24 protein-coding genes and 1 tRNA gene are annotated in these 22,874 nt (G+C 70.6%); 12 read left to right on the top strand and 13 right to left on the bottom strand.

The annotated features are described in order from the left end of the window. The first annotated feature begins 300 nt into the window (after window positions 1–300). Both ACO0E1_RS15570 and ACO0E1_RS15565 read left to right on the top strand, forming a co-directional pair. Window positions 301–1,389: a nitrilase-related carbon-nitrogen hydrolase gene (locus ACO0E1_RS15570; RefSeq protein WP_422875001.1), complete on the top strand. Its 1,089-nt coding sequence runs from the start codon at window positions 301–303 to the stop codon at window positions 1,387–1,389. Continuing rightward, complete coding sequence (locus ACO0E1_RS15565) at window positions 1,386–2,399, top strand: agmatine deiminase family protein (protein ID WP_422875000.1); 1,014 nt, start codon at window positions 1,386–1,388, stop codon at window positions 2,397–2,399. The genes ACO0E1_RS15570 and ACO0E1_RS15565 overlap by 4 nt, the downstream gene beginning before the upstream one ends. Before the next feature lie 10 nt (window positions 2,400–2,409). Here the strand turns inward: ACO0E1_RS15565 and ACO0E1_RS15560 are convergent, their stop codons facing one another. Continuing rightward, complete coding sequence (locus ACO0E1_RS15560) at window positions 2,410–3,531, bottom strand: alpha/beta hydrolase (protein ID WP_422874999.1); 1,122 nt, start codon at window positions 3,529–3,531, stop codon at window positions 2,410–2,412. A 229-nt stretch (window positions 3,532–3,760) separates the two neighbouring features. On the opposite strand from ACO0E1_RS15560, the gene ACO0E1_RS15555 reads away from it, so the two are divergent. Beyond that, entirely contained in the window at window positions 3,761–5,176 is a 1,416-nt protein-coding gene (locus tag ACO0E1_RS15555; RefSeq protein ID WP_422874998.1) for an APC family permease, read from the top strand. Window positions 5,177–5,185: 9 nt separating this feature from the next. Continuing rightward, complete coding sequence (locus ACO0E1_RS15550; RefSeq protein WP_422874997.1) at window positions 5,186–6,550, top strand: NAD-dependent succinate-semialdehyde dehydrogenase; 1,365 nt, start codon at window positions 5,186–5,188, stop codon at window positions 6,548–6,550. A gap of 83 nt (window positions 6,551–6,633) precedes the next feature. On the opposite strand, the gene ACO0E1_RS15545 is transcribed toward ACO0E1_RS15550, so the two are convergent. Together ACO0E1_RS15545 and ACO0E1_RS15540 are read right to left on the bottom strand one after the other, a co-directional pair. Continuing rightward, a complete protein-coding gene (locus tag ACO0E1_RS15545) occupies window positions 6,634–6,840 on the bottom strand; it encodes a hypothetical protein (RefSeq protein WP_422874996.1) in 207 nt (68 codons plus the stop codon). 23 nt (window positions 6,841–6,863) lie between these two features. Beyond that, window positions 6,864–7,451 (bottom strand): hypothetical protein, encoded by a 588-nt coding sequence (locus ACO0E1_RS15540; RefSeq protein WP_422874995.1) that lies wholly within the window; start codon window positions 7,449–7,451, stop codon window positions 6,864–6,866. A gap of 181 nt (window positions 7,452–7,632) precedes the next feature. Here ACO0E1_RS15540 and ACO0E1_RS15535 point away from each other — a divergent pair, with 181 nt between their 5' ends. After that, window positions 7,633–8,016: a hypothetical protein gene (locus ACO0E1_RS15535; protein ID WP_422874994.1), complete on the top strand. Its 384-nt coding sequence runs from the start codon at window positions 7,633–7,635 to the stop codon at window positions 8,014–8,016. A gap of 46 nt (window positions 8,017–8,062) precedes the next feature. On the opposite strand, the gene ACO0E1_RS15530 is transcribed toward ACO0E1_RS15535, so the two are convergent. Then, window positions 8,063–8,221: a hypothetical protein gene (locus tag ACO0E1_RS15530; protein WP_422874993.1), complete on the bottom strand. Its 159-nt coding sequence runs from the start codon at window positions 8,219–8,221 to the stop codon at window positions 8,063–8,065. Between the two features lie 48 nt (window positions 8,222–8,269). Next, complete coding sequence (locus ACO0E1_RS15525) at window positions 8,270–9,004, bottom strand: SDR family NAD(P)-dependent oxidoreductase (protein WP_422874992.1); 735 nt, start codon at window positions 9,002–9,004, stop codon at window positions 8,270–8,272. Window positions 9,005–9,080: 76 nt separating this feature from the next. On the opposite strand from ACO0E1_RS15525, the gene ACO0E1_RS15520 reads away from it, so the two are divergent. Beyond that, window positions 9,081–9,650 carry a TetR/AcrR family transcriptional regulator gene (locus ACO0E1_RS15520; protein WP_422874991.1) on the top strand — a complete coding sequence of 190 codons (570 nt, stop codon included), beginning with the start codon at window positions 9,081–9,083 and terminating at the stop codon, window positions 9,648–9,650. Window positions 9,651–9,672: 22 nt separating this feature from the next. Here ACO0E1_RS15520 and ACO0E1_RS15515 read toward each other — a convergent pair whose 3' ends face one another. Further along, complete coding sequence (locus ACO0E1_RS15515; protein ID WP_422874990.1) at window positions 9,673–11,166, bottom strand: hypothetical protein; 1,494 nt, start codon at window positions 11,164–11,166, stop codon at window positions 9,673–9,675. Window positions 11,167–11,295: 129 nt separating this feature from the next. Between ACO0E1_RS15515 and ACO0E1_RS15510 the strand changes: the two genes are divergently transcribed. Next, window positions 11,296–11,826: a GNAT family N-acetyltransferase gene (locus ACO0E1_RS15510; protein ID WP_422874989.1), complete on the top strand. Its 531-nt coding sequence runs from the start codon at window positions 11,296–11,298 to the stop codon at window positions 11,824–11,826. A 63-nt stretch (window positions 11,827–11,889) separates the two neighbouring features. Here the strand turns inward: ACO0E1_RS15510 and ACO0E1_RS15505 are convergent, their stop codons facing one another. Genes ACO0E1_RS15505 through gabT form a run of 3 tightly spaced genes read right to left on the bottom strand, consistent with a single transcriptional unit; the run spans window position 11,890 to window position 16,102 of the window. Next, window positions 11,890–13,260 (bottom strand): flavin monoamine oxidase family protein, encoded by a 1,371-nt coding sequence (locus tag ACO0E1_RS15505; RefSeq protein ID WP_422874988.1) that lies wholly within the window; start codon window positions 13,258–13,260, stop codon window positions 11,890–11,892. Then, window positions 13,257–14,750 (bottom strand): NAD-dependent succinate-semialdehyde dehydrogenase, encoded by a 1,494-nt coding sequence (locus ACO0E1_RS15500; RefSeq protein WP_422874987.1) that lies wholly within the window; start codon window positions 14,748–14,750, stop codon window positions 13,257–13,259. The genes ACO0E1_RS15505 and ACO0E1_RS15500 overlap by 4 nt, the downstream gene beginning before the upstream one ends. Next, a complete protein-coding gene (gene gabT, locus ACO0E1_RS15495) occupies window positions 14,747–16,102 on the bottom strand; it encodes a 4-aminobutyrate--2-oxoglutarate transaminase (RefSeq protein ID WP_422874986.1) in 1,356 nt (451 codons plus the stop codon). The genes ACO0E1_RS15500 and gabT overlap by 4 nt, the downstream gene beginning before the upstream one ends. A gap of 89 nt (window positions 16,103–16,191) precedes the next feature. Here gabT and ACO0E1_RS15490 point away from each other — a divergent pair, with 89 nt between their 5' ends. The 3 genes from ACO0E1_RS15490 to ACO0E1_RS15480 all read left to right on the top strand — a co-directional run bounded on the left by ACO0E1_RS15490 (window position 16,192) and on the right by ACO0E1_RS15480 (window position 19,656). Beyond that, window positions 16,192–17,709 (top strand): PucR family transcriptional regulator, encoded by a 1,518-nt coding sequence (locus ACO0E1_RS15490; protein WP_422874985.1) that lies wholly within the window; start codon window positions 16,192–16,194, stop codon window positions 17,707–17,709. Between the two features lie 28 nt (window positions 17,710–17,737). After that, a complete protein-coding gene (locus tag ACO0E1_RS15485; protein WP_422874984.1) occupies window positions 17,738–18,352 on the top strand; it encodes a TetR family transcriptional regulator C-terminal domain-containing protein in 615 nt (204 codons plus the stop codon). Window positions 18,353–18,468: 116 nt separating this feature from the next. Continuing rightward, window positions 18,469–19,656 (top strand): Fic family protein, encoded by a 1,188-nt coding sequence (locus ACO0E1_RS15480; protein ID WP_422874983.1) that lies wholly within the window; start codon window positions 18,469–18,471, stop codon window positions 19,654–19,656. 5 nt (window positions 19,657–19,661) lie between these two features. Here ACO0E1_RS15480 and ACO0E1_RS15475 read toward each other — a convergent pair whose 3' ends face one another. The 4 genes from ACO0E1_RS15475 to ACO0E1_RS15460 all read right to left on the bottom strand — a co-directional run bounded on the left by ACO0E1_RS15475 (window position 19,662) and on the right by ACO0E1_RS15460 (window position 21,550). Then, window positions 19,662–20,648 carry an NAD-dependent epimerase/dehydratase family protein gene (locus ACO0E1_RS15475; RefSeq protein ID WP_422874982.1) on the bottom strand — a complete coding sequence of 329 codons (987 nt, stop codon included), beginning with the start codon at window positions 20,646–20,648 and terminating at the stop codon, window positions 19,662–19,664. A 54-nt stretch (window positions 20,649–20,702) separates the two neighbouring features. Continuing rightward, window positions 20,703–21,050, bottom strand: a complete 348-nt coding sequence (locus ACO0E1_RS15470) for a type II toxin-antitoxin system PemK/MazF family toxin (RefSeq protein ID WP_422874981.1) — start codon at window positions 21,048–21,050, stop codon at window positions 20,703–20,705. Then, window positions 21,044–21,283, bottom strand: coding sequence for a CopG family transcriptional regulator (locus ACO0E1_RS15465; protein WP_422874980.1), 240 nt, complete (start codon window positions 21,281–21,283; stop codon window positions 21,044–21,046). Before ACO0E1_RS15465 ends, ACO0E1_RS15470 begins: the two co-directional genes overlap by 7 nt. 180 nt (window positions 21,284–21,463) lie before the next feature. Continuing rightward, window positions 21,464–21,550: transfer RNA gene (locus ACO0E1_RS15460), tRNA-Leu, on the bottom strand. 85 nt (window positions 21,551–21,635) lie between these two features. Between ACO0E1_RS15460 and ACO0E1_RS15455 the strand changes: the two genes are divergently transcribed. Further along, window positions 21,636–22,313, top strand: a complete 678-nt coding sequence (locus ACO0E1_RS15455) for an FhaA domain-containing protein (protein ID WP_422874979.1) — start codon at window positions 21,636–21,638, stop codon at window positions 22,311–22,313. Further along, window positions 22,310–22,867: an FHA domain-containing protein FhaB/FipA gene (locus ACO0E1_RS15450; protein WP_422874978.1), complete on the top strand. Its 558-nt coding sequence runs from the start codon at window positions 22,310–22,312 to the stop codon at window positions 22,865–22,867. The genes ACO0E1_RS15455 and ACO0E1_RS15450 overlap by 4 nt, the downstream gene beginning before the upstream one ends. Window positions 22,868–22,874: the final 7 nt, after the last annotated feature.

The following is a 22,874-nucleotide window of genomic DNA, read 5'->3' as shown; positions in this document are numbered from 1 at the left end:
GAACGCGGCACCGCCGAGGACGAGGGCACCCGTCGTGGCGAGGGTGATGGTGGTCTTGAGGGACTTGCGCATGATGGTCATTCCTTTGCTGTGTCGCGCTCGGCGCGGCGTACTGAAAGCGCGCCGAACACACTCCGACAAGGAGTGGAGAACCAGCTATCTGCGGCTGGTGAGCGCTCCGGGTGTTTCCCGGTCTGTGCATGGGATTCGGCACCCCAGCGGAAATGGTTTGGACCGGATTCTCCTCGTGACCGTTCCGTGACCATTGCGCTCGTTGATCATGTGGTCAACAATGGCGCCATGGACGTCGTCACCGCAGAGGACCTCGCATCGCCGCTCCGCGACCCGAGCTCGGGCCCCCGTCGGGCCACCCGTGTCGCCCTCGTGCAGATGCGATGGCTCGAGGACCCGGCAGCGCACCGAGCGCAGCTCGCCGATGGGATCGCCGCAGCCGCAGCGAACGGAGCGCAGGCCGTGTTCCTGCCCGAGCTGACGCTGCTGCGGTACCCCGGCGACACCCCGGCGAGCGGCGTCCCGAAGGACCTCGCCGAGTCGATCGACGACGGCCCGACGATCACCTTCGCGCGGGAACAGGCCCGGGAGCACGGGATCCTCGTGCACGCATCGCTGTACGAGCGGCCGGCCGAGGACGACGACCCCGAGGACCCGCGCGGCTACAACACGGCGGTCCTCGTCTCGCCGGACGGTTCACTCGTCGGACGCACCAGGAAGACGCACATCCCGATCAGCGCCGGGTACTACGAGGACACCTACTTCCGCCCGGGTCGGGACGACGACGCCTTCCCCGTCTACGAGCCGCCCGGGATGGGGGCCCGCGTCGGACTCCCGACGTGCTGGGACGAGTGGTTCCCCGAGGTCGCCCGTTCCTACGACCTCGCGGGCTCCGAGGTCCTCGTCTACCCGACGGCCATCGGCTCCGAGCCGACCTTCCCCGCGTTCGACACCGCACCGATCTGGCGGCACGTCATCGTGGCGAACGGCATCACCGCCGGGCAGTTCATGGTCGTCCCGAACCGGTGGGGCGACGAGGGCGACATCACGTTCTACGGATCGTCCTTCATCTCCGACCCGTTCGGTCGCGTGCTCGTCGAGGCACCTCGTGACGCGAGTGTCGTGCTCGTGGCCGACCTCGACCTCGAGGCCCGGACCGAGTGGCTCCGACTGTTCCCCTTCGCGCTGACCAGGCGACCCGACCTGTACGACTCCCTGGTGGCCCCGGTCGACCCCGTCCGCGACGACCACGGCGCGACCGAGGCGATCCGAGCCTCCATCCCGGATCGAACGATCCCGGATCGAACGATCCCGGATCGAACGATCCCGGATCGAACGATCCCGGACCAGCCGACGGCGACCGGAGCGGTCTCGTGACCTGGCGGATGCCGGCGGAGACGGCTCCGCAGGAGCGGACGTGGATGGCGTTCCCGCGACCGGGCAACACCCTCGGTGACGATCCGGCGAGCGCCGAGGCCGCGCGCACCGCGTGGGCGACGACCGCGAACACCATCAGCGAGTACCAGCCCGTCACCGTGGTGGTCGACCCGGTCGCACGACCCGACGCCGACCGCCTGCTGTCCCGCTCGGTGGACGTGCTCGAGGCGCCGCTCGACGACTTCTGGATGCGCGACATCGGGCCGACCTTCGTCGTCGACGACGAGACCGGCGAACGGGGTGCCGTCGACTGGGTGTTCAACGGCTGGGGCGCGAACTCGTGGTCGACGTGGACCCGCGACGCCGAGATCGCCGCGACGGTCGCACGGGCAGCCGGTGTCCGACGGATCCCGTCGCTGCTGGTCAACGAGGGCGGCGCGATCCACGTCGACGGCCGAGGCCGGGTGCTCGTGACCGAGACGGTGCAGCTCGACCCGCGGCGGAACCCGTACGCCGACCACGCCCGCGTCGAGGAGGAACTCGCCAGGACGATCGGTGCGACGGAGGTGATCTGGCTGCCGAGGGGCCTGACGCGCGACTACGACGGGCTCGGAACCCGTGGACACGTCGACATGGTCGCCACGTTCGCGGGAGCAGCGACCGACGTCGTCCTGCTCCACGCGCAACCGGACCCCGGGCACCCGGACCACCTCGTCATGCCGATGATCCGTCGGGCGATCGAACAGGCCATCGACGCCACGATCGTCGAGATCCCGGCACCGGCGACCCTGACGGACGACGGCGGCCCGGTGGACTGGAACTACGTGAACCACGTCGTGGTGAACGGCGCCGTGATCGCGTGCGGGTTCGGCGAGGAAGCAGCAGACGCCCGCGCACGGGGCGTCCTCGCCGACGTCTACCCGGGCCGTGAGATCCGCACGGTCGACGCACGAGCGGTCTTCGCCCGCGGCGGCGGCCTGCACTGCATCACGCAGCAGCAGCCCGCCTGAGTCGCCGGGCTCAGCTCGGTGCGACGCCGAGCCGTGGTGCCAGCCACGCGAGCCCGGCGGCGATCGCCGGGCCCGCGGTGCTCCAGCTGTGCCTGCCGCCCGGGAGGATCCACGTGGTGACGTGCATCCCGGCGGCCCGCGCCCGCTGCGCCTGCACGGGCGTCACCTGCCCGTAGACGTGGTCGTCACCGCCGGCGGCGAAGAACGCGTCCGTGTCGCGGTACGGCCCGTGCGCCGCGAGGATCGCCGCGGGCTGCGCTCGTCGGTAGGCCGCGGCGTTGCCGGAGAACCCCTCCGCGATCGTCTTCTGGACGGGTCCGATGCTCGGTCCGTCCTCTCCCGACACGTCGATGAGGTTCCCGAACCGCTCCGGGTCCCCTGCGCCGATCTGGATGGCGCACGTCCCGCCTTGCGAGAACCCGCCGATGGTCCACGCCGCGGCCCCCGACTGCACCTTGAGGTGTGAGGTGATCCACGCGGGTACGTCGTCCTCGAGGTAGGTGGCGCTGTTGCCGAGCGGACCGTCCACGCACATCGGGTTGGCCGACTCCGGGCCGAGCTGGTCCGGCACCACCACGATGGGTGCGAGCCCTCGATGCAGGGTGGCGAGCGCGTCCATCGTCGCCTCGATGTGCCCGCCGGTCTGCAGGTCCTCCGGTCCGGCGCCCTTCGACTGGCCGGACATCAGGACCACGACGGGCAGGTGCGGCGGATCGGGGGTGAGCGCGGCGGGCGGCAACCACAGCAGGGCGTCACGCGCGTGGAAGTGCGACCGGGTGGCCGGGATCGCGACGCGGAGCAGTCGCCCGACCGTCGGGATGCCGTCGGGAGGCGTCCACGTGGTCGCGAGGTCTGCGGTGACCGGAGCGACCGTCTGCCCCGGCGCCTCGGCGGCCGGGATCCCGTCGGCGGGAGGCTCGGCGGTCGCGACCGCGGTCGAGATCGCACTCGGGCTCGCGGTCGGGGTCGCGGTCGTGGCCGAGGCCGGCGGAGCAGCGACACCGGATGTCGTCGGGGAACCCGCGGCAGCCCTGGTCCACCACGTCGCAGACACGCCGAGGTTCACCGCGGTCAACACCGCCAGGACGACGACCACCACGGTGACGGTCTGGGAGCGAGATGTCCGTTGCATGGGAAAGCCGATCGTAGGGAGCACCGCCGGGAAGTCCGCCGTCCGGGAGATCGCCGCTCCTGAGGGTTCTCGACGCTCCCCGGCGGCTGGTTCCCGGCATCCACGGGGGTGCTGGTCTGCAATCGCCCCGGAGTACAGCAAGCGGGGCGCCGGTGTACGTCACGGCGGGTCCGGCGGAGCCCGTGGCGTCGGTACTGTGCTCCGAACCGAACGCTCAGGAGGAACGCCCATGGCATCACCCATCGCGGTCACCGCCCCGGCAGCACCAGCGCGCGGCGGGTCCCTCAAGCGGAGCCTCGGGCTCTGGGCGATCGTCGGCCTCGGTCTCGGCTACATGACCCCGACCGTCGTCTTCGACACCTTCGGGATCGTGTCCGGTGAGACCAACGGCGCCGTGCCCAGCGCCTACCTGATCGCCCTCGTGATCATGCTCCTGACCGCCGTGAGCTACGGGAAGATGGTCCGCGTCTACCCGGCAGCCGGATCCGCCTACACGTACGTGCGGGAGTCGATCCACCCCAACGCCGGCTTCATGGTCGGCTGGGCGTCACTGCTGGACTACCTCCTGCTCCCGATGGTGAACGCGCTGATCATCCGGCTCTACCTCGAGCAGGTCTTCCCGGCGCTGCCCGCATGGGTGACGGTCGTCGTGTACACGGTGTTCGTCACCACGGTCATCTGCCTGTCGATGCGCGGCACGTCGAACCTCAACATGGTCCTGCTCATCGGCGCGATCCTGGCGATGATCGCGTTCGTGGTCTTCACGGTGATCGAGCTCGTGCACGGCGCGGGAGCCGGGACCATCGCGAGCACCGAGCCGTTCGTGCACGACGGCGTGACGATGTCGGCGCTCCTCACCGGCGCCACCGTCGTCTGCTTCTCGTTCATCGGGTTCGACGCGGTGACGATGTACACCGAAGAGGCGAAGTCGATCAGGATCATGCCGAAGGCCATCCTGATGACGGTGCTCATCGGCGGCCTGATCTTCCTGGTGTCGGCGTACTTCGCGCAGCTGCGCTTCCCGACGAACGCACCCTTCGGCGAGTTCACGGACGACCCGCTCCCCCAGATCGGGCTGATCGTCGGGGGCCCCGTGTTCCAGGCGGTCCTCGTCGCAGCGGGGTTCGTCGCGGCACTCGCCTCGGGACTGGCATCGCACGCCAGCGTCGCCCGCATGCTGCTCGTGATGGGCCGGAACAACGTGCTCCCGAAGCGCGTGTTCGGCTACGTCAGCCCCCGCACGCGGACGCCGATCCCGAACGTGGTCATCGTGGGCGCGGTGACCCTGCTCGCCATGACCTTCTCGCTCGACACGATCTCGTCGTACATCAACTTCGGCGCCCTCATCGCGTTCACGTTCGTCAACGCGACCGTCATCGTGCACTTCGCCGTCCGCCAGGGCCGCCGCCACACCGCGCGCGACCGGTTCGCGTACATCGTGCTCCCCGGGGTCGCGATGCTCCTCACCGGTGTTCTCTGGTCACAGCTGCACGCCGACGCGCTCATCGCCGGCTGCGTGTGGGCCGCCATCGGCTTCGTGTACCTCCTGGTCATCACGAAGGGGTTCCGCGTCCAGCCGAAGGGCTTCGACGAGAACCAGCCGGTGACCGGCGTCAACAAGCAGCTGACCGACGAACAAGCCTGAGAGGAAACGATGACCGACTACGCCGTCACCGACCCGACGACCGGCGAGGTGCTCGCCACCTACCCGACGATCACCGACGAGGAGCTCCGCGCCGCGATCGACACCGCGGACCGCGCCCACCGTGAGCGCACCAGCACCGTCGCCGACCGCGCCGCGATCATGCACCGGGTCGCCGACCTCTACCGCGAGCGCCGCGACGAGCTGGCCGCCACGATCGTCCGCGAGATGGCGAAGCCCATCGACCAGGCGATCGGTGAGGTCGACTTCTGCGCCGACATCTACGACTACTACGCCGACAACGCGGAGGACTTCCTGGCGGACGAGCCGATCACCCTGGCTCCGGGTTCCGATGGCAGCGCCTTCATCCGCAAGGACTCGGTCGGGGTGCTCCTCGGCATCATGCCGTGGAACTTCCCGGCGTACCAGATCGCCCGGTTCGCCGGCCCGAACCTGCTCATCGGCAACACCGTCCTGCTGAAGCACGCCCCGCAGTGCCCCGAGTCGGCCCTTGCGGTCGAGCGGATCTTCCACGACGCCGGGTTCCCCGAGGGCGCGTACACGAACGTCTTCGCGACGAACGACCAGGCAGCGGACGTCATCGCCGACCCCCGCGTGCAGGGTGTCTCCCTCACCGGCTCGGCCCGTGCCGGAGCCGCCGTCGCCGAGATCGCCGGCCGGAACCTGACGAAGGTCGTCCTCGAGCTGGGCGGTTCGGACCCCTTCATCCTGCTGTCCACCGACGATCTCGACGCCGTGGTCGAGTCCGCGGTCGCCACCCGGCTCGAGGGCAACGGGCAGGTCTGCAACGCCGCGAAGCGGTTCCTGGTCGCCGACCACCTGTACGACGACTTCCTCGCGAAGTTCACCGACGCGATGTCCGCCGTGGCTCCGACCGACCCGACGACCCCCGGCGCGGAACTCGGGCCGCTGTCGTCCCCGGCGGCCGCCGACCGGCTCGAGCAGCAGCTCGATGCGGCGAAGGAGCAGGGTGCGACCGTCGTCACCGGCGGCGAGCGCTCCGGCAACGCGTTCACCCCGACCGTCCTCACCGGCGTCACACCGGACAACGACGCGTACCGCGAGGAGTTCTTCGGCCCCGTCGCGGCCGTCTACCGGGTCACCGACGAGGACGACGCGGTCCGGCTCGCGAACGACACCCCGTACGGTCTCGGCTCCTACCTGTTCACGACCGACGCCGAGCAGGCGCTCAGGGTCGCCGACCGGATCGAGGCCGGGATGGTCTACGTGAACATCGTCGGCGCGGACAGCCCGGAGCTGCCGTTCGGCGGCGTCAAGGCCAGCGGCTTCGGCCGCGAGCTCGGCCCCCTGGGGGCCGACGAGTTCGTGAACAAGAAGCTGATCCGCATCGGCTGACGTCGTCCGCGGATCCGGCTCCACACCGGACGGGAGGCACGGTGCCAGCTGGCACCATGCCTCCCGTCCGTTGTCCTCGGCGTTCACTGCCGGGTGCGGTTCCACCTGATGAAGATCGTCCCGACAGCGCCGACCATCGCCGAGGCGATGGACAGAGCGCTGCCCACGGACATGGTTCGGTTCCAGAGCGCGGATCCCTCCGCGACCGACGTGGACCACACCATGAGTGCGATGCCCGCCCCCAGCAGCATCGCGGCGACCGCGATGACCATGCCGTCGATCATCCTCATGACGTCCCGTTTCGTGACCACGCTCACTGCGACCTGCACCACGGTGGTCCGACAGGGAGGACGTGGAATCCGATCCCCCGTCCGTTTGCCGCGCAGTACGCGACGGCAGCCGCCCCGATCGTCAACAGAGCTGCAGCGATCGCACCGGCCGCACCGCCGATGCCCGTCGCTGCCGTGATGATACCGACGAGGGCCGCGACTCCCGCACCGCCGCCGAGCGCCGCCACGATCTTGTTCGCGTTGCAGGAGCTCAGGTAGAGGTTCACCTGCAGACCCGTGATGTCTGCTGAGTTCCGGCCCGAGCACGCCAGCACTTCGTCGGCCGGTCCACGAAGCGCGTCGACGGCGGCCCGTGAGATGTCGACGTTCTCTGCGTGCCCGCCGGCCGCGACGTACCCAGTTGCGAACTCCGCGGTGTCCTTCGAACTCGCACCCGCTCTCAGCGCGACAGCACCGTCGAAGGTCTTGGTCGTGTCATCGACCCCCATCAGCAACTGATCTGCACGCTGCTGAGCTGATCCCGTGTCGATTGCGTTCAGCGTGCCCGCACTCGCGGGCGTTGCGGTCAACGCAATGCTCATCGCGACCGTCATCGCCGCTGCGGTCGTCATCCACTTCTTCATCTTCGAGTCCCCTCCGATGATCACGAACGCACCGTTGCGATCATTGAAGCGACTGTACTGATACTCTACACATCAATGCAATAGTTCAGGGCGAGCTGCTCCGCAGCATTGACCGACGATCGTCACCGTCGCCGTCGCGCTCTGGCTCCTCATCGTTGCCGTCGATGTCGTGTTCATCGTCGTGCGGGCGATCACCACGGCCGCCGGGCCGGGGTCGGACGGCGGGGTCGAGCGGCTCCCGGCCGAGACCGTTGCGGTGCTCCTGTACGCCGCGATCACCTGGGCAGTGTTCCGGACCGCGGCGGGGTCGCGTCGCGCACGCGTCGTCTTGGTCGTCGTGGCGGCCGCCCGAGCCGTGCTCGGGTTCGCGCTCGCGCCGCTCCCCCTCGCGACGATCGCGCTGACCATCGTCGCCACGGTGCTCCTGTTCCTCCCCGCAGCGCGCCCCTGGTTCCCGCGCTCTCCGCGTCCTGCGCGCGCCCAGCGCGCACCCGAGCCGGAGACCGTCGGCTGGGATCCGGAGACCGGCGAACGCATCCTCCGACAGGACTGACGGACGGGAGGCACGGTGCCAGCTGGCACCGTGCCTCCCGTCGGTCCTACTGCGGGTCCGCCGGCTCACCACCCGAGTCGACGTCGCTGTCCTGCTCCGGGTCCTCCGTGGCGTCGCCGGTGCGCGAGCCGTCGGGGAGACCCTCGGTGTACTGCCGGGCTTCGTCGGAGGGCTGGCCGGATCCGTCGGGAGTCGTGTCACTCATGGACCGGACCGTACGCGCAGCCGGGACCGCAGCCGCACAGGCGTGCGCTCAGACCGCGATCTGACCGCCGTCGACCGGCAGCACCGCGCCGTGCACGAACGACGCACCGTCGGTCGCGAGGAACACGATGGCCTCGGCGATCTCCGTGGCGGTACCGGGACGGCCGGCGGGTCCGGCAGCGGCGAGTGCATCGAGGCTCTCCCCCATCGCGGCGGTCCCCTCGGTGCGGGTCGGGCCGGGGCTCACCGCGTTGACGCGGACCCCGGCGGGGCCGAACTCGGCCGCCCACGACTTCGTCAGCAGGACGAGCGCCGCCTTGCTCGAGCCGTAGAGCCCCATCCCGGCGGCGCCGAACTCGGCGACCATCGTCGTGACGTTGACGATCGCGCCGGATCCCCGCTCCGCCATCCCCGGCGCGAGCGCTGCGACCAGGAAGTACGGCGCCTTGACGTTCACGTCGAAGACGTCGTCGAAGCCCTCGGTGGTCGTCGACGCGGTGGGGCCGAACGGGAAGATCCCCGCACTGTTCACCAGGACGTCCACGGCACCGCCACCGAGTTCGAGGGCACGAGCGGCGAGCTCCTTCGCGCTCGCCTCGTCGCGGAGGTCGGCGGCCACGAAGTCGGCAGACCCCCCTGCCGCGCGGATGGTCCGGACGACCTCGTCGCCGCGTTCGGCATTGCGGCCGGAGACGACGACGTGCAGTCCACGGGCGGCGAGGAGTTCGGCGGTCGCGCGGCCGATGCCGCTGGTGGCGCCGGTGATGAGAGCGGTCTTGGTCATGGTCGATGTCCTGTCTGAACAGATCGGTTCGGTTTGGTGCTGGTAACTGTACCGATCTGTGCGGTAAAGTCAGACCATGCCCGAGACCGCTCCGCGAACCCGCCGCCGCCCCGCGTACGAACGTGCCGTGGCCACCGCCGATCGCCTGTTCTACGAGCAGGGCATCCACGCGGTCGGCGTCGACCAGGTCGCGGCAGCGGCCGACATCTCCAAGGCGAGCCTGTACACGCACTTCCGGACGAAGGACGACCTCGTCGTCGGTTACCTCCGTGGTCGGAGCAGCGCGTGGCAGGCGCACGTCGCGGCCACCCTCCCCGGCCGTGGCGACACTCCGCGTGACCGCGTGCTCGCGGTGTTCGACCTGCTCGGCGAGTGGTTCGAGGAGCCCGGCTACCGAGGCTGTCCGTTCATCAACGTCGAGGCCGAGTTCGGCGCTGGCCACCCAACGCACCAGGTCACGCTCGAGCACCGCGACTGGGTCCGCGAGCTGTTCGAGTCGCTCCTGGCCGAGGCCGGCGCCGACGACCCGATCGGCACGGCACTGCAGTTGTGCGTGCTCTACGACGGTGCGATGGCGAGCGCGCAGGCCGACCCGGCCCGGCCGTGGGCGACGGCGGCGCGAGCAGCGGCAGCCCGCCTCATCTGATCGGCAGGGAAGGGATCGCGGATCAGGTGGTCAGCGACCGTCGCAGGACGCCGCTCACGTTGCCGGTGCGGTCCACGACCCACACCATCACCGAGTACTGCCGACCGGTCGGCAGTCCGGCGATCGTCGCGGAGCCAGCGGTGCTGCTCGTCGCCACCGCCACGCCCGAGGTCGGCGTCGCCCCGCTTCCGTCGCCGGGTACGAGCCGCACGATCGTCGTGGCGGCGTCGCTCGACGACGACGTTCCCCACGTCACCGTCGGCGTCCCCGCGGTCGAGACGGTGACCGGACTCGCGCCACGCGGCGTGGTGACGTCGCTCCGGTACCGCCAGAGCAGCTCGCCGGTGACCGGCCCGGGGCGGGGGTCGTTCCCGCAGGCGACCGAGAACCGCACCCGCGCACGGTCGACCGAGCCGTCCGGCGCGAGCGCCAGATCCGAGATCGTGGCGCTCCCGTCGGTACCGTTGCAATCGCGACTGGCTCGGCTGATGTCGAGCAGGAGCGGAGACCCGTCCCCGACCTCGCCGGCGCGGAAGGTCCCGTTCCCGAGCGTCGACGACCCGACGGGGGTGAGCGACAGTCGGCTGAACGCCGTGGTGCTCGAGTAGACCTGCTGCGACGAGAACACCGCGGTACCCGGCGATCCGTTCGACCCCTGGAACATCGCCAGCGGGCCGTCGGCGTCGACACGCGTGCGGTTCAGCGCGATCCAGTTGTTCCCGCTCACCGTGAGGCTGCTCGTCCCGACCGGCGAACTGCCTGCGAGCGATGTCCGCACGCTCTTCCCCGCGACGGGGATCCCGAGGTCGGCGACACGGGGGCCGCCGTTCTTCGGCGAGAACCCGACACGGACCGTGCACGTCGCTCCGGCGGCGAGGGTGGTGCCGCTGCAGGCGTCGTCCGTGAGCGCGAAGTCCCCGGCGTGCGCTCCGCCGAGGACGGCACGGCCGAGCCGCTGCGGCGTCCCGGACGCGTTGTGGAGCGCCTGGGTCGCCCAGATGCGCGTGCTCCCGACCGCGGTCTGTGGCCAGGTGAGGTCCGTGCTCGAGAAGCGGACGTCCTGTTCCGGCTCCCCCATCCTGACCTGCCCGAACGACGCGTTCGCGGGGCTGTAGCCGGCGTACAGGAACGTGATGTCGAAGCGCGTGGGGACTCCGGACGCGTCGAAGGCGATGTCCCGGACTTCCCACCGGCTGTCGTGGGCGAGGGTGACCGTGCCGACCGTCAAGTCCGCGCCGTCCGATCGGGTGAAGTCGATGTCCTTCGACCAGGCCGCGTTCGCCGGGTCGCGGAACCGCAACTCGATGTGCTTCCGGTTGGCAGCGACGATGTCGATGTCACCGTCGCCGTACAGCTGCGGCTGCTCGAACCGGTCCGGCGCGGTCGTGTTCGCGATCATCCCGATGATCGGTGGGTGGTCGTCCGCTGCGGCCGCGGGTTGCGCGGCGATCGTCGCGCCGAGGACACCCAGGACGAGCCCGACGGCGATGAACGGTGTGCGTGCCGACTGCGGCATGGGTCCTCCTGGTGGGCCCGAGCAGCCCTCATGTCGATCATGTCGTGTTCGGTCGACGCTGTCCGGGGAGGACTGGAAGATCGTCGGCCGCCGCCAGCGTGATCTGAGCCGCTCTGCAAGACTGCGGTGATGCAGCGGTTCACCGTCCGTCCGATCCACGCCGACGAGTGGGAACGCGTCCGCGAGCTCCGCCTCCGCGCCGTGCACGACCCCGTCGCCGCGATGGCGTTCGTCGACTCCGCCGAACACACGGCATCGCTGCCCGACACGTTCTGGCAGGATCGCGCAGCTGGTGGGTCGGACGACGCCGGCGACGCAGCCACGGTGCGGCAGTTCGTCGCCGAGGACGAGTCCGGAACGTGGATCGGGACGGCGACCGGGCTCCTCGAGCGTCTCGGCGATCCGGACTACGAGGGCCGCCCGGTCCCGCGCGACGGCTGCTCGGTCGTCGGCGTGTTCGTGGCCCCCGAAGCTCGTGGCGGGGCGGTGCTCGCCGCGCTCTTCGACGCCATCGCCGGCTGGGCGGACGGCCCCCCGCGGCTGTACGTGCACACCGGCAACGCCCGCGCGCGGCGCGGGTACGAGAAGGCCGGCTTCCGGGAGGTCGGCACCGAGTTCACGGGCGCGCTCGGTCCGACCGTGGAGATGCGGCGGTCGTGACCACCTGACGGACGGGAGGCTCGGTGCCAGCTGGCACCGAGCCTCCCGTCCGCACCGTGGTGCCTACCGGGCCGTGGCCGGCTGGGGCAGGGCGGCTGCGATCTCCGCAGCGACCTCGCGGCCGATCCGGACCGCGCCGTCGACGTGCTGGTAGCCGGCACCGGCCAGGTCGCTGGAGGCGAAGCGGATCGGCCCGACCGCCGCGCGCTGGTCGGCGCCGTAGCGTGCCAGACCACCGAGGTCGAAGCTCGCCGCGTACGCACCGCGGGTCCACTCCTCGGTGCCCCAGTCGCTCTCGTAGTAGACGACCGGGTCGGCTGCCTGCGGTCCGTAGTAGTGGACCAGGGACTCCAGCACCCGTGCCTTGCGCTCCGCGGGCTCGAGCGCGAAGACCGCGTCGGCGTGCTCGTCGGACACGAAGCCCACGAGCGTTCCCTGCTCCTTGCCGTACGAGGTGTTGTCGTACGCCTCGTGCACGAGCTCGTAGGGGCTGAACGCCGTGCCGGAGAGCCCGGCCTCCCGCCAGAACGGCCGGTCGTAGACGGCGTGCACCTTGATCACGAAGCCCATCGACAGGTGCTGGTGGAGCTGGTGCTGCCGCCGGGGCAGCGGCGGGTCGTACGAGATCCGCGTGTAGAGGGGCGGCGGGACGGCGACGAGTGCCTGGCGGGCGTGCACCTCGATGCCATCGTCGGCGATCGCGACGACGCCGTCGTCGGTCCAGCGCAGCGTGCGGACCGGGGCGTCCAGGTGCACGTCGTCGCCGAGCTGCTCGGCCAGCAGGAGGGAGACCTGCTGCATCCCGCCGACGACCCGCTTGTCGAGGATGAAGTCGGCGTCGACCAGGTTCGTGAAGCTCCCGGCGGACGCGGCCATCAGGAGCGCCTGCAGCGCGGAGAAGGCGTGCGCGGGCTTGGTGAGCATCGCACCGGCGATGAACAGCTCGACGTTGTCGGTCGCGACCCGGTCGTCGCTGAGGCCGTGCAGCCAGTCGCGGAAGGACGTCTCGTCGAGCAGCTTGGCGTCGGGCGACTCCCACGGTCTGGCCGGATCGACGTGCGCGACGTACTCGTCGACGACGGACACCAGGCGTTCGATCTCGTTCGCCGTGGCCTCCGGCAGCGGGAAGATGTCGCCCGTGTACTCGGTGCGGGTGCCGTCCGCGTCGATGTAGACGCTCTGCCCCTCCCGGTACCGGTCGTACGTCTCGAGGCCGAGCTCGTCGAGGGTCTCGAGCAGCGCGGTCTGGTCCGGCGACACCCACTGTCCGCCGATCTCGAGGGTGACGCCCTCGATGTCGTTGGTCCAGGTGCGGCCACCGACGCGGTCACGTGCTTCGAGGACGGCGACGGTCCTGCCCTCGGCGCGCAGCCGGGTCGCCGCGGTCAGGCCGGTCACGCCGGCGCCGATGATGACGACGTCTCGCTCGATCATCGTGCGTCTCCTGTCGTGGTCGTGCTGCGCTGCCGGAACGGGTCGGGCGTCAGCGTGTACATCGTCTCGAGGTACTCGGAGATGCCCTCTGCCCCGCCCTCGCGGCCCATGCCGGACTGCTTCACGCCGCCGAACGGTGCCGAGGCGTTCGACACGACGCCGGTGTTCAGGCCGAGCATCCCGGTCTCGAGCCGTTCCATCAGGCGCTGCCCGCGTGCCGGGTCCTCGGTGAAGGCGTACGCCACGAGACCGTACTCGGTGTCGTTCGCACGGGTGATCGCCTCGTCGTCGGTGGCGAACGTCGCGATCGCCAGGACCGGGCCGAAGATCTCGTCGGTCAGGATGGCGCTGCCCGGCTGCACGTCGGTGAGGACGGTGGGCGCGTAGAACGTCCCAGGCCCGTCGATCGGGTGACCGCCGGTGCGGACGACCGCACCGCGCTCGACCGCGTCGGACACGAGCCGGTCGGCCTTCGCGACGGCGCGGTCGTCGATGAGCGGCCCGATCGCGACGCCGTCCTCGGTGCCGGGGCCGACCCGCATCGCCTCGACGTGGGCGGTGAGCCGCTCGGCGAACTCCGCTGCGACGTCCTCGTGCACCAGGAACCGGTTCGCCGCGGTGCACGCCTGGCCGGTGTTCCGGAACTTCGCGGCGAGCGCTCCGGCCACGGCCTCGTCGAGGTCGGCATCCGCGAACACCAGGAACGGGGCGTTGCCGCCGAGCTCCATCGAGGTGCGGAGGACGTTCTCGGACGCCTGCGCGAGCAGGGACCGGCCGACGGGGGTCGACCCCGTGAAGGACAGCTTCCGGAGCCGGGGGTCCTCGAGGATCGGGGCGGACACGGCCTTCGCGTCGCTGGTCGGGACGACGTTCACGACGCCGTCCGGCACGCCGACCTCGCGGAGCAGGTCCACGAACAGCAGGGTCGTCAGCGGCGTGAGCTCCGCCGGCTTCACGACGACGGTGCAGCCGGCGGCGAGCGCCGGGGCGATCTTCCTGGTCGCCATGGCGAGGGGGAAGTTCCACGGGGTGATCAGGTACGCGGGACCGACGGGCTTGTGGGACACGATCGTCCGGCCGGAGCCCTCGGGGTTCGTGCCGTACGAGCCGCCGATGCGGACGGCTTCCTCGGCGAACCAGCGGAGGAACTCGCCGCCGTAGGTGACCTCGCCGTTCGCCTCGGCGAGGGGCTTGCCCATCTCCAGGGTCATCAGCAGCGCGAAGTCGTCGCGGCGCTCCTGGAGCAGGTCGAACGCGGCACGGAGGAGTTCTGCACGCTGCCGGGGCGGTGTCGCTGCCCAGTCGGCACGGGCCCGGTCGGCGGCGTCGAGCGCGCGGAGACCGTCGGCGGCGGTGGCACTCGACACCTCGACCAGGACGTCCCCGGTCGCCGGGTCGTGCACCGCGAAGGTGCTGCCGTCGGAGGCGTCCTGCCACGTGCCGTCGATGAACAGGCCGGTGGGGATGCGGGAGAGGAGGTCGTGGGTCATGCCGTTGCCAGCCCTTCGAGGACGATGCCGACACCTTCGACGAGCAGTGCGTCGTCGATGGCGAGCGGCGGGAGGAAGCGCACGACGTTGCCGTACGTGCCTGCGGTCAGGGCGATCACGCCGTGTTCGTAGGCGTACCGGACGATACGCCCGGTCAACCCGGGGTCCGGGGCACCCGTTTCCGGATCGACGAGCTCCATCGCGATCATCGCGCCCCGCCCGCGGACGTCGCCGATGCGGGGGTCCTGCTCCTGCGCCGTGCGGAGTGCGTCGAAGAGCACCGTCTCGATCTGCTGGGCGCGTTCGATCAGTCCGTCGTGCTCGAAGGCGTCGATGGCGGCGAGCGCTGCCGCACAGGCGATCGGGTTGCCGCCGTAGGTGCCGCCGATGCCGCCGGCGTGCGGTGAGTCCATGATCTCCGCCCGGCCGGTCACGGCGGACAGCGGGAGGCCGCCGGCGATGCCCTTCGCCGTGGTCACGATGTCGGGGACGACGCCCTCGTGCTCACTGGCGAACATCGCGCCGGTGCGGGCGAAGCCGGTCTGCACCTCGTCGGCGATGAACACGACGTCGTTCGTGCGCGCCCACTCGGCGATCGCCGGCAGGAAGCCCGAGGCGGGGACGACGAACCCGCCCTCGCCCTGGATCGGCTCGATGAGCACGGCCGCGGTGTTCTCGACGCCGACCTGCTTCTCGATCTGGCTGATCGCGCGTGCCGCGGCCTCGGAGCCGGAGAGCCCGTCGTGGAACGGGTAGGACATCGGCACGCGGTAGACCTCCGGCGCGAAGGGACCGAAGCCGCTCTTGTACGGCTGGTTCTTCGCGGTGAGCGCCATCGTGAGGTTCGTGCGCCCGTGGTACGCGTGGTCGAACACCACGATCGCCTGCTTGCCGGTGTGCTTGCGCGCGATCTTCACGGCGTTCTCGACGGCCTCGGCGCCGGAGTTAAACAGTGCCGTCCGCTTCTCGTGGTCACCGGGGGTCAGGCGGTTCAGCGCCTCGGCGACCTCCACGTACCCGTCGTAGGCCGCGATGGTGAAGCACGTGTGCGTGAAGGCGACCGCCTGCGCCGCCACCGCTGCGGCGACGCCGGGGTGCGCGTTGCCGACACTCGTCACGGCGATCCCGGACCCGAGGTCGATCAGGGAGTTGCCGTCGGCGTCGACGACGACGCCACCGCCGGCCGCGACGACCGCGATCGGCACCGCGACGCCGACACCGGACGGCACGGCGGCGGCCTTGCGTGCGAGGAGCTCCTGGGAGCGCGGACCGGGGATCGCGGTGACCAGGCGGCGCTCCTGCGGGAGCCCGGGTCCGCCGGTGGTGGTCGCGGGGACAGCGGTGGAGGTCATGCGGCGATGGTAGGAGCCCATGGCAGCCGACTCACTGTCCACGACGTACAGACGCGGCGAGTGAGATCGCCGCGGTGGATACTGATCACATGCCGGCGACCCTGCGATCCCTGCTCGACCGTCGCGACCTGCGGCTCCGCATGCTGACCGACGCCGATCCCGACGTCCCGATCACGTGGCTGCACAGCTCCGACCTCCCCGACCCGACCCCGTTCCTCGGCGCCGGGCAGGCACTGCTCACGACCGGAACCCAGTTCGACTCCGACGCCGAGGTGTCGGCCGAGGCGGCGGACGCGTACGTCCGACGACTGACCGACCGCGGGGTCGTCGCGCTCGGCTTCGGGACGGAGGTCGTCCGGGCCGGCACGCCGGACGCACTCGTCGAGGCCTGCCGCACCCATGGGCTGCCGCTCTTCGAGGTCCCCTACGAGACCTCGTTCATCGCCGTGGTGCAGGCCAACGCGGAGACGATCGCCCGCGACGCGAACGCCAGGGGCGCATGGGCCCTCGCGGCACAACGCGCCATCTCCCTCGCCGCCCTGCGCCCGGACGGCCTCGGCGCCACCCTCGCCGAGCTCTCCCGGCAGCTCGACTGCTGGGTGGGGCTGCTCGACGTGTCCGGGCGGATCGACCGCGCGTACCCGGAGAACGGCATCCCGTCCGACGAGCGCGAACAGCTCGAAGCCGAGGGGGCTCGACTCCTCCGGGGCGGGCAGCGCGCGAGTCTGCCGGTGAGCACCGCCACAGGGGGTTTCACACTCCAGACACTCGGGTCGGGAGGGCATCTCGACGGCGTGCTGGCCATCGCGACCGGATCGCTCGACCAAGCCGGCCGCGAGGTCGTCACCGCCGTCATCGCCCTCGCCGGACTCGCACTGCAGCAGAACCGCGAGCTCGCCCGTGCCCGCGGGCTGCTCCGCACCGGCCTCCTGACGATGCTGTCGTTCGGCGACCCCGAGGTCGTCGAGACCACGTCGCGCGAGCTCTGGGGTCCGCTGCCGGTCGAGCCCGTCCGCGTCGCCGCGATCGACGTGCCCGACCACCAGACGGACTCCGTGGTGGACCTCCTCGAGCTCTGGGTGCAGGAGTCTCCCGGACAGCTGTTCTTCGCCGTCGACGACGCCCTGTTCCTCTGCGTGAGCGCCGAGGACCCCGGCCCCGTCGAACGCCTCACCACGCAGTACGGGCTGCACGCCGGGCTGTCCGACGGCGCCGGTTACGCGTACTTCGGCCGCGCCCGGGCCGAGGCCGTCCAGGCACTCGACCGCAGCCGCGAGGGGCGCACCGGCATCGTCGAGTTCGGCGACCTCGCCCGCGACGGCGTCCTCGCGCACCTCGCACACACGGACGCCGCGGACATCGCGAGGGCGTTCCTCGCTCCGGTGACCGAGCACGACGCCACCGCCGGCACCGACCTCACCCGGACGCTCCGCACCTGGCTCGAGCAGAACTGCGAGTACGACCGCGCCGCGCACGTCCTCGGTGTCCACCGGCACACCGCACGCGCACGCATCGAGCACGCCGCGAGGCTCCTCGACCGGGACCTCGGGCTCTTCGCGACCCGCGCCGACGTCTGGGCAGCGTTCGTCGCACTGTCGGCGGCGTGAAACACTCCGCGCTGCCTAGGCTGGTCCCGTGCCCTCTCAGCCCCGCCGCCGACTGAGTGCCGCGGAGCGCCTGTCCCAGATCGACGACGCCGCGGTGGCCGTCGCACGCGCGGACGGCCTCGCCGGGGTCACGCTGCGGTCGGTCGCCGCGTCGATCGGTGTCGCGCCCTCGCTCGTCGCGCACTACCGCCCGTCGATGGAGTCCCTCGTCGCCGACACGTTCCGCGCGATCGCATCGGCCGAGGTCACCGATGTGCGTGCGATCGTCGAGGCACGGCCGGAGCCGGTCGCACGGCTCGCGGTCCTGCTCGCGTCGATCAACGACCCCGCACGTGACGACGTCGCCGCACTGTGGGCGGACGCGTGGAGCATCGGCCGGACCAACCCCTCCCTCGCCGAGGCCACCCGTTCCGTGATGGACGACTGGCAGGCGCTCGCCCGGTCTGTCGTCGCCCACGGTGTGGCGGACGGATCGATGCACACCGACGACCCGGAGCGCGTCGCGCTCCTCCTCTTCGCGCTCGTCGACGCGACGAACGGCTACGCACTCGTCGACTACCGGTCCCGCGCGGAGCGCGAGGACCTGGTGGTCGCCACCATCGCCGGAGCCGTCGGCCTGTCACCGGAGCAGCTCACGCCCTGAAGGCACCCACCGGCCGGAATGGAGGCTCGGTGCCGGTCCGAAACCGAACCTCCAGACCGTCCTTGGTAAAGTTTGTGCGGTATCCTTTACCAAGAAGAGTGGGAGGGAAAGGTTCGATGGGCACCACGGCGGTCGGTTGGGAGCAGCGCGTCCTCCCCCGGTTCGAGAACCCGGATCTGCTCCCGCGTCGTCAGCGCGAGCTGCGGGACAGCCCGTACCGAGCAGCCGTCGTGCCGCGGATCGCGGACCTCGACGTCCAGGTCGGCGCGCACGCCAGGGCCGACGCGGACGACGCGTCCGGTGCGATCACCCGGTTCGACGCGGAGTTCGCACACTTCCCGGCGCCGTTCTCCGGTGTCCTGCTCCGGAGCGAGTCGGCATCGAGCTCCGAGATCGAACAGCTGACCGCTGGAGCCCGGGCGATCTCCGAGGCGGAGATCGACGAGCGCGTCACCGGGAACGCACCGCAGATCGTGCGGAACGTCCGCGCCATGGAAGCGGCGATCGCCCTCGCGGACGACATCGGCGAGGAGACGATCATCGCGATGCACCGCGCCCTCCTCGCCGAGTCGGCACCGTCGATGGTCGGGCACTACCGCAACGAGCAGGTGTGGATCGGCGGGCGACTCCCCCACACCGCGGAGTTCGTCCCGCCCCACCAGAGCGGTGTCCGAGCAGCCATGGACGACCTCGTGGCGTTCGTCCGCCGAGACGACGTCCCCGTGCTCGTCCAAGCTGCGGTCGCGCACGCCCAGTTCGAGACGATCCACCCGTTCCCGGACGGCAACGGACGCACCGGACGCGCACTCGTCCAGTCGATCCTGCGCCGCGGCGGGGTGCTGCAGCACCTGACGATCCCCGTGAGCAGTGGACTCCTCACGGATCTGGACGCGTACTTCGGTGCGCTCGGGGCCTACCGCGCCGGTGATGCGACGCCGATCGTCGAGGTCTTCGCCGACGCCTCGCTCGCCGGCGTCCGGAACGCGTCCGTGCTCGCGGACGACCTGCGGCAGCTCGAGTCCCGCTGGGACTTCGCCATGCGCGAGCTCCGTTCCGACGCCGCGGCACGGCGGATCGCCCGGTTCTCGATCGAGCACCCGGTGCTCAACTCCCGGCTCGCGGTCGAGCGGATCGGCGCGACCCGTCCGGCCGTGCTCAACGGACTCGAGCAACTGGTCGACCTCGGGATCCTGCGGTTGGCGAACTCGAAGCGGCGCAACCGGGTCTGGATCAACGACGACGTGATCGATGCGCTCGACGCGTTCGCCGAACGGAGCGGGCGCCGCGAGCACCCGCGGTACTGATCCGCTCAGGCGGCCGAGAACGGCGCAGTGACCTCGAGCTCGCCGTGGTCGACGAGCCACCGGACGGCCTCCTCGACCGTCTCACCCGCCGTGTGCTGCGGGTCGTACCCGAGCAGCCGACGTGCCTTCTCGATGCTGAAGACCTGGCTGCGCGACAGGTGCTCCCAGCTCGCGCCGGCCGCGTCCTCGTCGGTGGTCTCGCGGAACCGTTCCCACGTGACGGACTCGAGCCGGGCCTCCTGGCCGAACCAGGACGCCGCGAGCGCAGCGTAGCCACGGACGTTCAGGGCGTCCGGCGCCACGACGGAGAAGTCCTCGCCGGCGGCGGCGTCCCGGTGCTCGACTGCCAGCGCGAACGCCTGCGCGACGTCGTCGGCGTGCACGTGGTGCATCGTCTCGGCGCCGATCCCGGGGATCTCCAGGACCTCGCCTGCCGCCAGCGTGCGCCACACCGACGGATCGAGGTTCCCGAGCGGGCCGATCGGCGCCCAGCCCGGTCCACTGATGTGCCCGGGGTGCAGGCTCGTCGTGACGAGACCACCGTCGGCGGTCTCCTGCTCGAGCATCCGGGCGATGCGGTCCTTCTCGATGCCGTAGGTCCCGAAGGGCGGGGTCATGGCGTCCTCGGTGATCGGCAGCACCTCGCTCGGTCCAGCGCGCCACACGGAGCCGCAGTGGATGAGGTGCGTCCCGGTGCCGCGGAGCCGCTCGACGAGTGCCGTCGCCGATTCCAGCGTGAAGCACACGAGGTCGATCACCACGTCGGGCCGCAGGTCGGCGACGCGATCCGGGAAGGTGCCGTCACGGTCCTCCTGCTCACGATCCGCCGTGACCTGCTGGACGAGTTGCCACTCAGGCGCGTCGGCGTACGCACGGCGCTGCCCGCGGCTGATGTTCACGACCCGGTGTCCGGCACGGACGAGCCGCGGGACCAGGAACGTACCGATGTGTCCGCTGCCGCCGATGACCACGACGCGTTGGTTGCTGCTCATGCCGGTCACGGTAGGCCGGTGCGGCTGCGGACCGTGACCGGTGAGCCGATCGCGTCAGAGACTGAGTGCGAGTCTGACTCCGGCCTCGACCTGTCCGAGCAGGTAGGCGGGCAGCATGCCGACCGGATGCGGGTCCAGGAACTCTCGGCTGACCGGACCGACCTGGGTGACGTTCGCGACCGAGTCCTTGTCGAGGCCGGACGCTCCCGACGGCACGAGGACGTTGCCGGGAAACCGCTCCATCGCGGTGTTCGAGGTGAGCGGAACGGTCAGCACGGTCTGGATCTTCGATGCCATGAGCCAGTCGGCCTGGAGCACGACGCATGGTCGCACCTTCGCCGGCTCGGAGCCCCTCGGAGAACCGAAGTCGGCCCAGACCACGTCGCCGCGTTCGATCACCACTCGTCGCCTTCGACGCGGTTGCGCTCGCTCTCACGGAGGAAGAGGTCGTCGTCGCGCCCGGTCACGGCAAGAGCGGCGTTCGCGAGGGCGGTGAGCTCGGACGTCCCCTCGAGTTCGTCGGCAAACCGCGCGGCAGCCGTCCGGTAGAACTGCGATCGGTTCATGCCGTGCTGTCTGGCGACCCGCTCGAACCGCAGGAAGTCAGCGTCGGGCACCGAGATCGCCTTCTTCATGGGCTGAGTATAACCGGTAGTACCACCAGGAGTCGAGGGCTGGAACCTCGTTGATGAGCGAGCTGACCGCCGCCGGACCGGATCGGCGAGGCGGACGCACGCCGAGCGTCCAGTCCGCGGAGCACGCCGGAGACGACGAAGGCCCCCGATCTCTCGATCGGGGGCCTTCTCATCGTTGCCTGGTGCGCGAGGGGGGACTTGAACCCCCACGCCGTTTCCAGCACACGGACCTGAACCGTGCGCGTCTACCAATTCCGCCACTCGCGCCAGCCCGATGACACTACCATGCACAGAGCCCCCCAGGTGCCACCTACTACCATGCAGGGGTCGACGACCGAGAACGTGGAGACCCATGGGACTGCTGGACAACTTCGAGCGAGGGCTGGAGCGCGCCGTCAACGGTGCGTTCGCGAAGACCTTCCGCTCCGGTGTGCAGCCGGTCGAGATCTCCAGCGCGCTCCGGCGAGAGCTCGACACCAAGGCCGCGGTGGTCTCGCGGGACCGCATCCTCGTGCCGAACGAGTTCACCGTTCGTCTGGCGCCGCCGGACTGCACGCGCATGAACGACGTCGGTCGTCCCCTCATCGACGAACTCACGCAGATGGTGCAGCAGCACGCCGTCGCGCAGAACTACTCCTTCTCCGGTCCGGTGACGATCCGCCTGCAGCAGGACGGCACCCTGTCGACCGGGATCCTGCAGATCGACTCGACGACCGTGCAGCGAGACGTCGCTTGGGTCGCGGTGCTCGACATCGGCTCGCAGCGCCACAAGCTCCAGCGCGGACGCACCGTGATCGGCCGCGGGACGGACGCCGACATCACCGTCGCGGACACCGGCACGAGCCGCAAGCACGTCGAGATCGTGTGGGACGGCAAGCACGCGCAGGCGAACGACCTGGGCTCGACGAACGGCTCGAAGCTGAACGGTGAGCGCTTCCAGCAGGCGATCATGGAGCCGGACTCCACCATCGAGATCGGTCGTACCCGTATGGTGTTCCGGGTGATCCCGGAGAACGGAGGTGCGCGATGACCACAGGACTGACACTGCTCGTCCTGCGTTTCGCGTTCCTCGCGGTGCTGTGGCTGTTCGTCTTCGTGATCGTATTCGCGCTACGGAGCGATCTCTTCGGTCAGCGCGTCCGCACGATCCCGACCGACCCGAAGGGCGCTCCGTCCGGCCCGACGACACCCACGATCCCCGCTGCGAACGCAGCAGCGGCGGCAGGTGGCGGGGCCTTCACGGACATCATCAACCAGGCGCAGTCCGGCGGCTCGGCGCAGCCGGCGGCGGACGTCGCTACCCGACTCGTCATCACCGAGGGCGCACGAGAGGGCATGGAGATGCCGCTCGGTCGCGGCCCCATCACCATCGGACGCTCCAGCGAGAGCAACGTCGTGATCCGCGACGACTACACGTCCACCAACCACGCCCGGCTCGAACTGCAGCCGTCGGGATGGGTCGTCATCGACCTCGAGTCCACGAACGGCACCTTCGTCAACGGTCAGAAGGTGAGCGCTCCCGTGACCGTGGCGGAGCGCACGCCGATCACGATCGGGACGACGACGTTCGAGCTGCGGCGGTAACCCCCAG

Source organism: Curtobacterium guangdongense (assembly GCF_049341845.1).
GTDB lineage: Bacteria > Actinomycetota > Actinomycetes > Actinomycetales > Microbacteriaceae > Curtobacterium > Curtobacterium guangdongense.
The sequence above is the reverse complement of the archived record's forward strand: the minus strand, read 5'-3'. Positions and strand labels throughout refer to the sequence as shown.

Bases quoted from the DNA above. Each gene is read 5' to 3' on its own strand.
- ACO0E1_RS15450 (WP_422874978.1), top strand. From the start codon at position 22,310: ATGACCACAGGACTGACACTGCTCGTCCTGCGTTTCGCGTTCCTCGCG.
- ACO0E1_RS15540 (WP_422874995.1), bottom strand. From the start codon at position 7,451: ATGACGACCGCAGCGGCGATGACGGTCGCGATGAGCATTGCGTTGACC.
- ACO0E1_RS15545 (WP_422874996.1), bottom strand. From the start codon at position 6,840: ATGAGGATGATCGACGGCATGGTCATCGCGGTCGCCGCGATGCTGCTG.
- ACO0E1_RS15570 (WP_422875001.1), top strand. From the start codon at position 301: ATGGACGTCGTCACCGCAGAGGACCTCGCATCGCCGCTCCGCGACCCG.
- ACO0E1_RS15555 (WP_422874998.1), top strand. From the start codon at position 3,761: ATGGCATCACCCATCGCGGTCACCGCCCCGGCAGCACCAGCGCGCGGC.
- ACO0E1_RS15530 (WP_422874993.1), bottom strand. From the start codon at position 8,221: ATGAGTGACACGACTCCCGACGGATCCGGCCAGCCCTCCGACGAAGCC.
- ACO0E1_RS15455 (WP_422874979.1), top strand. From the start codon at position 21,636: ATGGGACTGCTGGACAACTTCGAGCGAGGGCTGGAGCGCGCCGTCAAC.
- ACO0E1_RS15465 (WP_422874980.1), bottom strand. From the start codon at position 21,283: ATGAAGAAGGCGATCTCGGTGCCCGACGCTGACTTCCTGCGGTTCGAG.
- ACO0E1_RS15525 (WP_422874992.1), bottom strand. From the start codon at position 9,004: ATGACCAAGACCGCTCTCATCACCGGCGCCACCAGCGGCATCGGCCGC.
- gabT (WP_422874986.1), bottom strand. From the start codon at position 16,102: ATGACCTCCACCGCTGTCCCCGCGACCACCACCGGCGGACCCGGGCTC.
- ACO0E1_RS15560 (WP_422874999.1), bottom strand. From the start codon at position 3,531: ATGCAACGGACATCTCGCTCCCAGACCGTCACCGTGGTGGTCGTCGTC.
- ACO0E1_RS15490 (WP_422874985.1), top strand. From the start codon at position 16,192: ATGCCGGCGACCCTGCGATCCCTGCTCGACCGTCGCGACCTGCGGCTC.
- ACO0E1_RS15480 (WP_422874983.1), top strand. From the start codon at position 18,469: ATGGGCACCACGGCGGTCGGTTGGGAGCAGCGCGTCCTCCCCCGGTTC.
- ACO0E1_RS15515 (WP_422874990.1), bottom strand. From the start codon at position 11,166: ATGCCGCAGTCGGCACGCACACCGTTCATCGCCGTCGGGCTCGTCCTG.
- ACO0E1_RS15510 (WP_422874989.1), top strand. From the start codon at position 11,296: ATGCAGCGGTTCACCGTCCGTCCGATCCACGCCGACGAGTGGGAACGC.
- ACO0E1_RS15500 (WP_422874987.1), bottom strand. From the start codon at position 14,750: ATGACCCACGACCTCCTCTCCCGCATCCCCACCGGCCTGTTCATCGAC.
- ACO0E1_RS15475 (WP_422874982.1), bottom strand. From the start codon at position 20,648: ATGAGCAGCAACCAACGCGTCGTGGTCATCGGCGGCAGCGGACACATC.
- ACO0E1_RS15550 (WP_422874997.1), top strand. From the start codon at position 5,186: ATGACCGACTACGCCGTCACCGACCCGACGACCGGCGAGGTGCTCGCC.
- ACO0E1_RS15520 (WP_422874991.1), top strand. From the start codon at position 9,081: ATGCCCGAGACCGCTCCGCGAACCCGCCGCCGCCCCGCGTACGAACGT.
- ACO0E1_RS15505 (WP_422874988.1), bottom strand. From the start codon at position 13,260: ATGATCGAGCGAGACGTCGTCATCATCGGCGCCGGCGTGACCGGCCTG.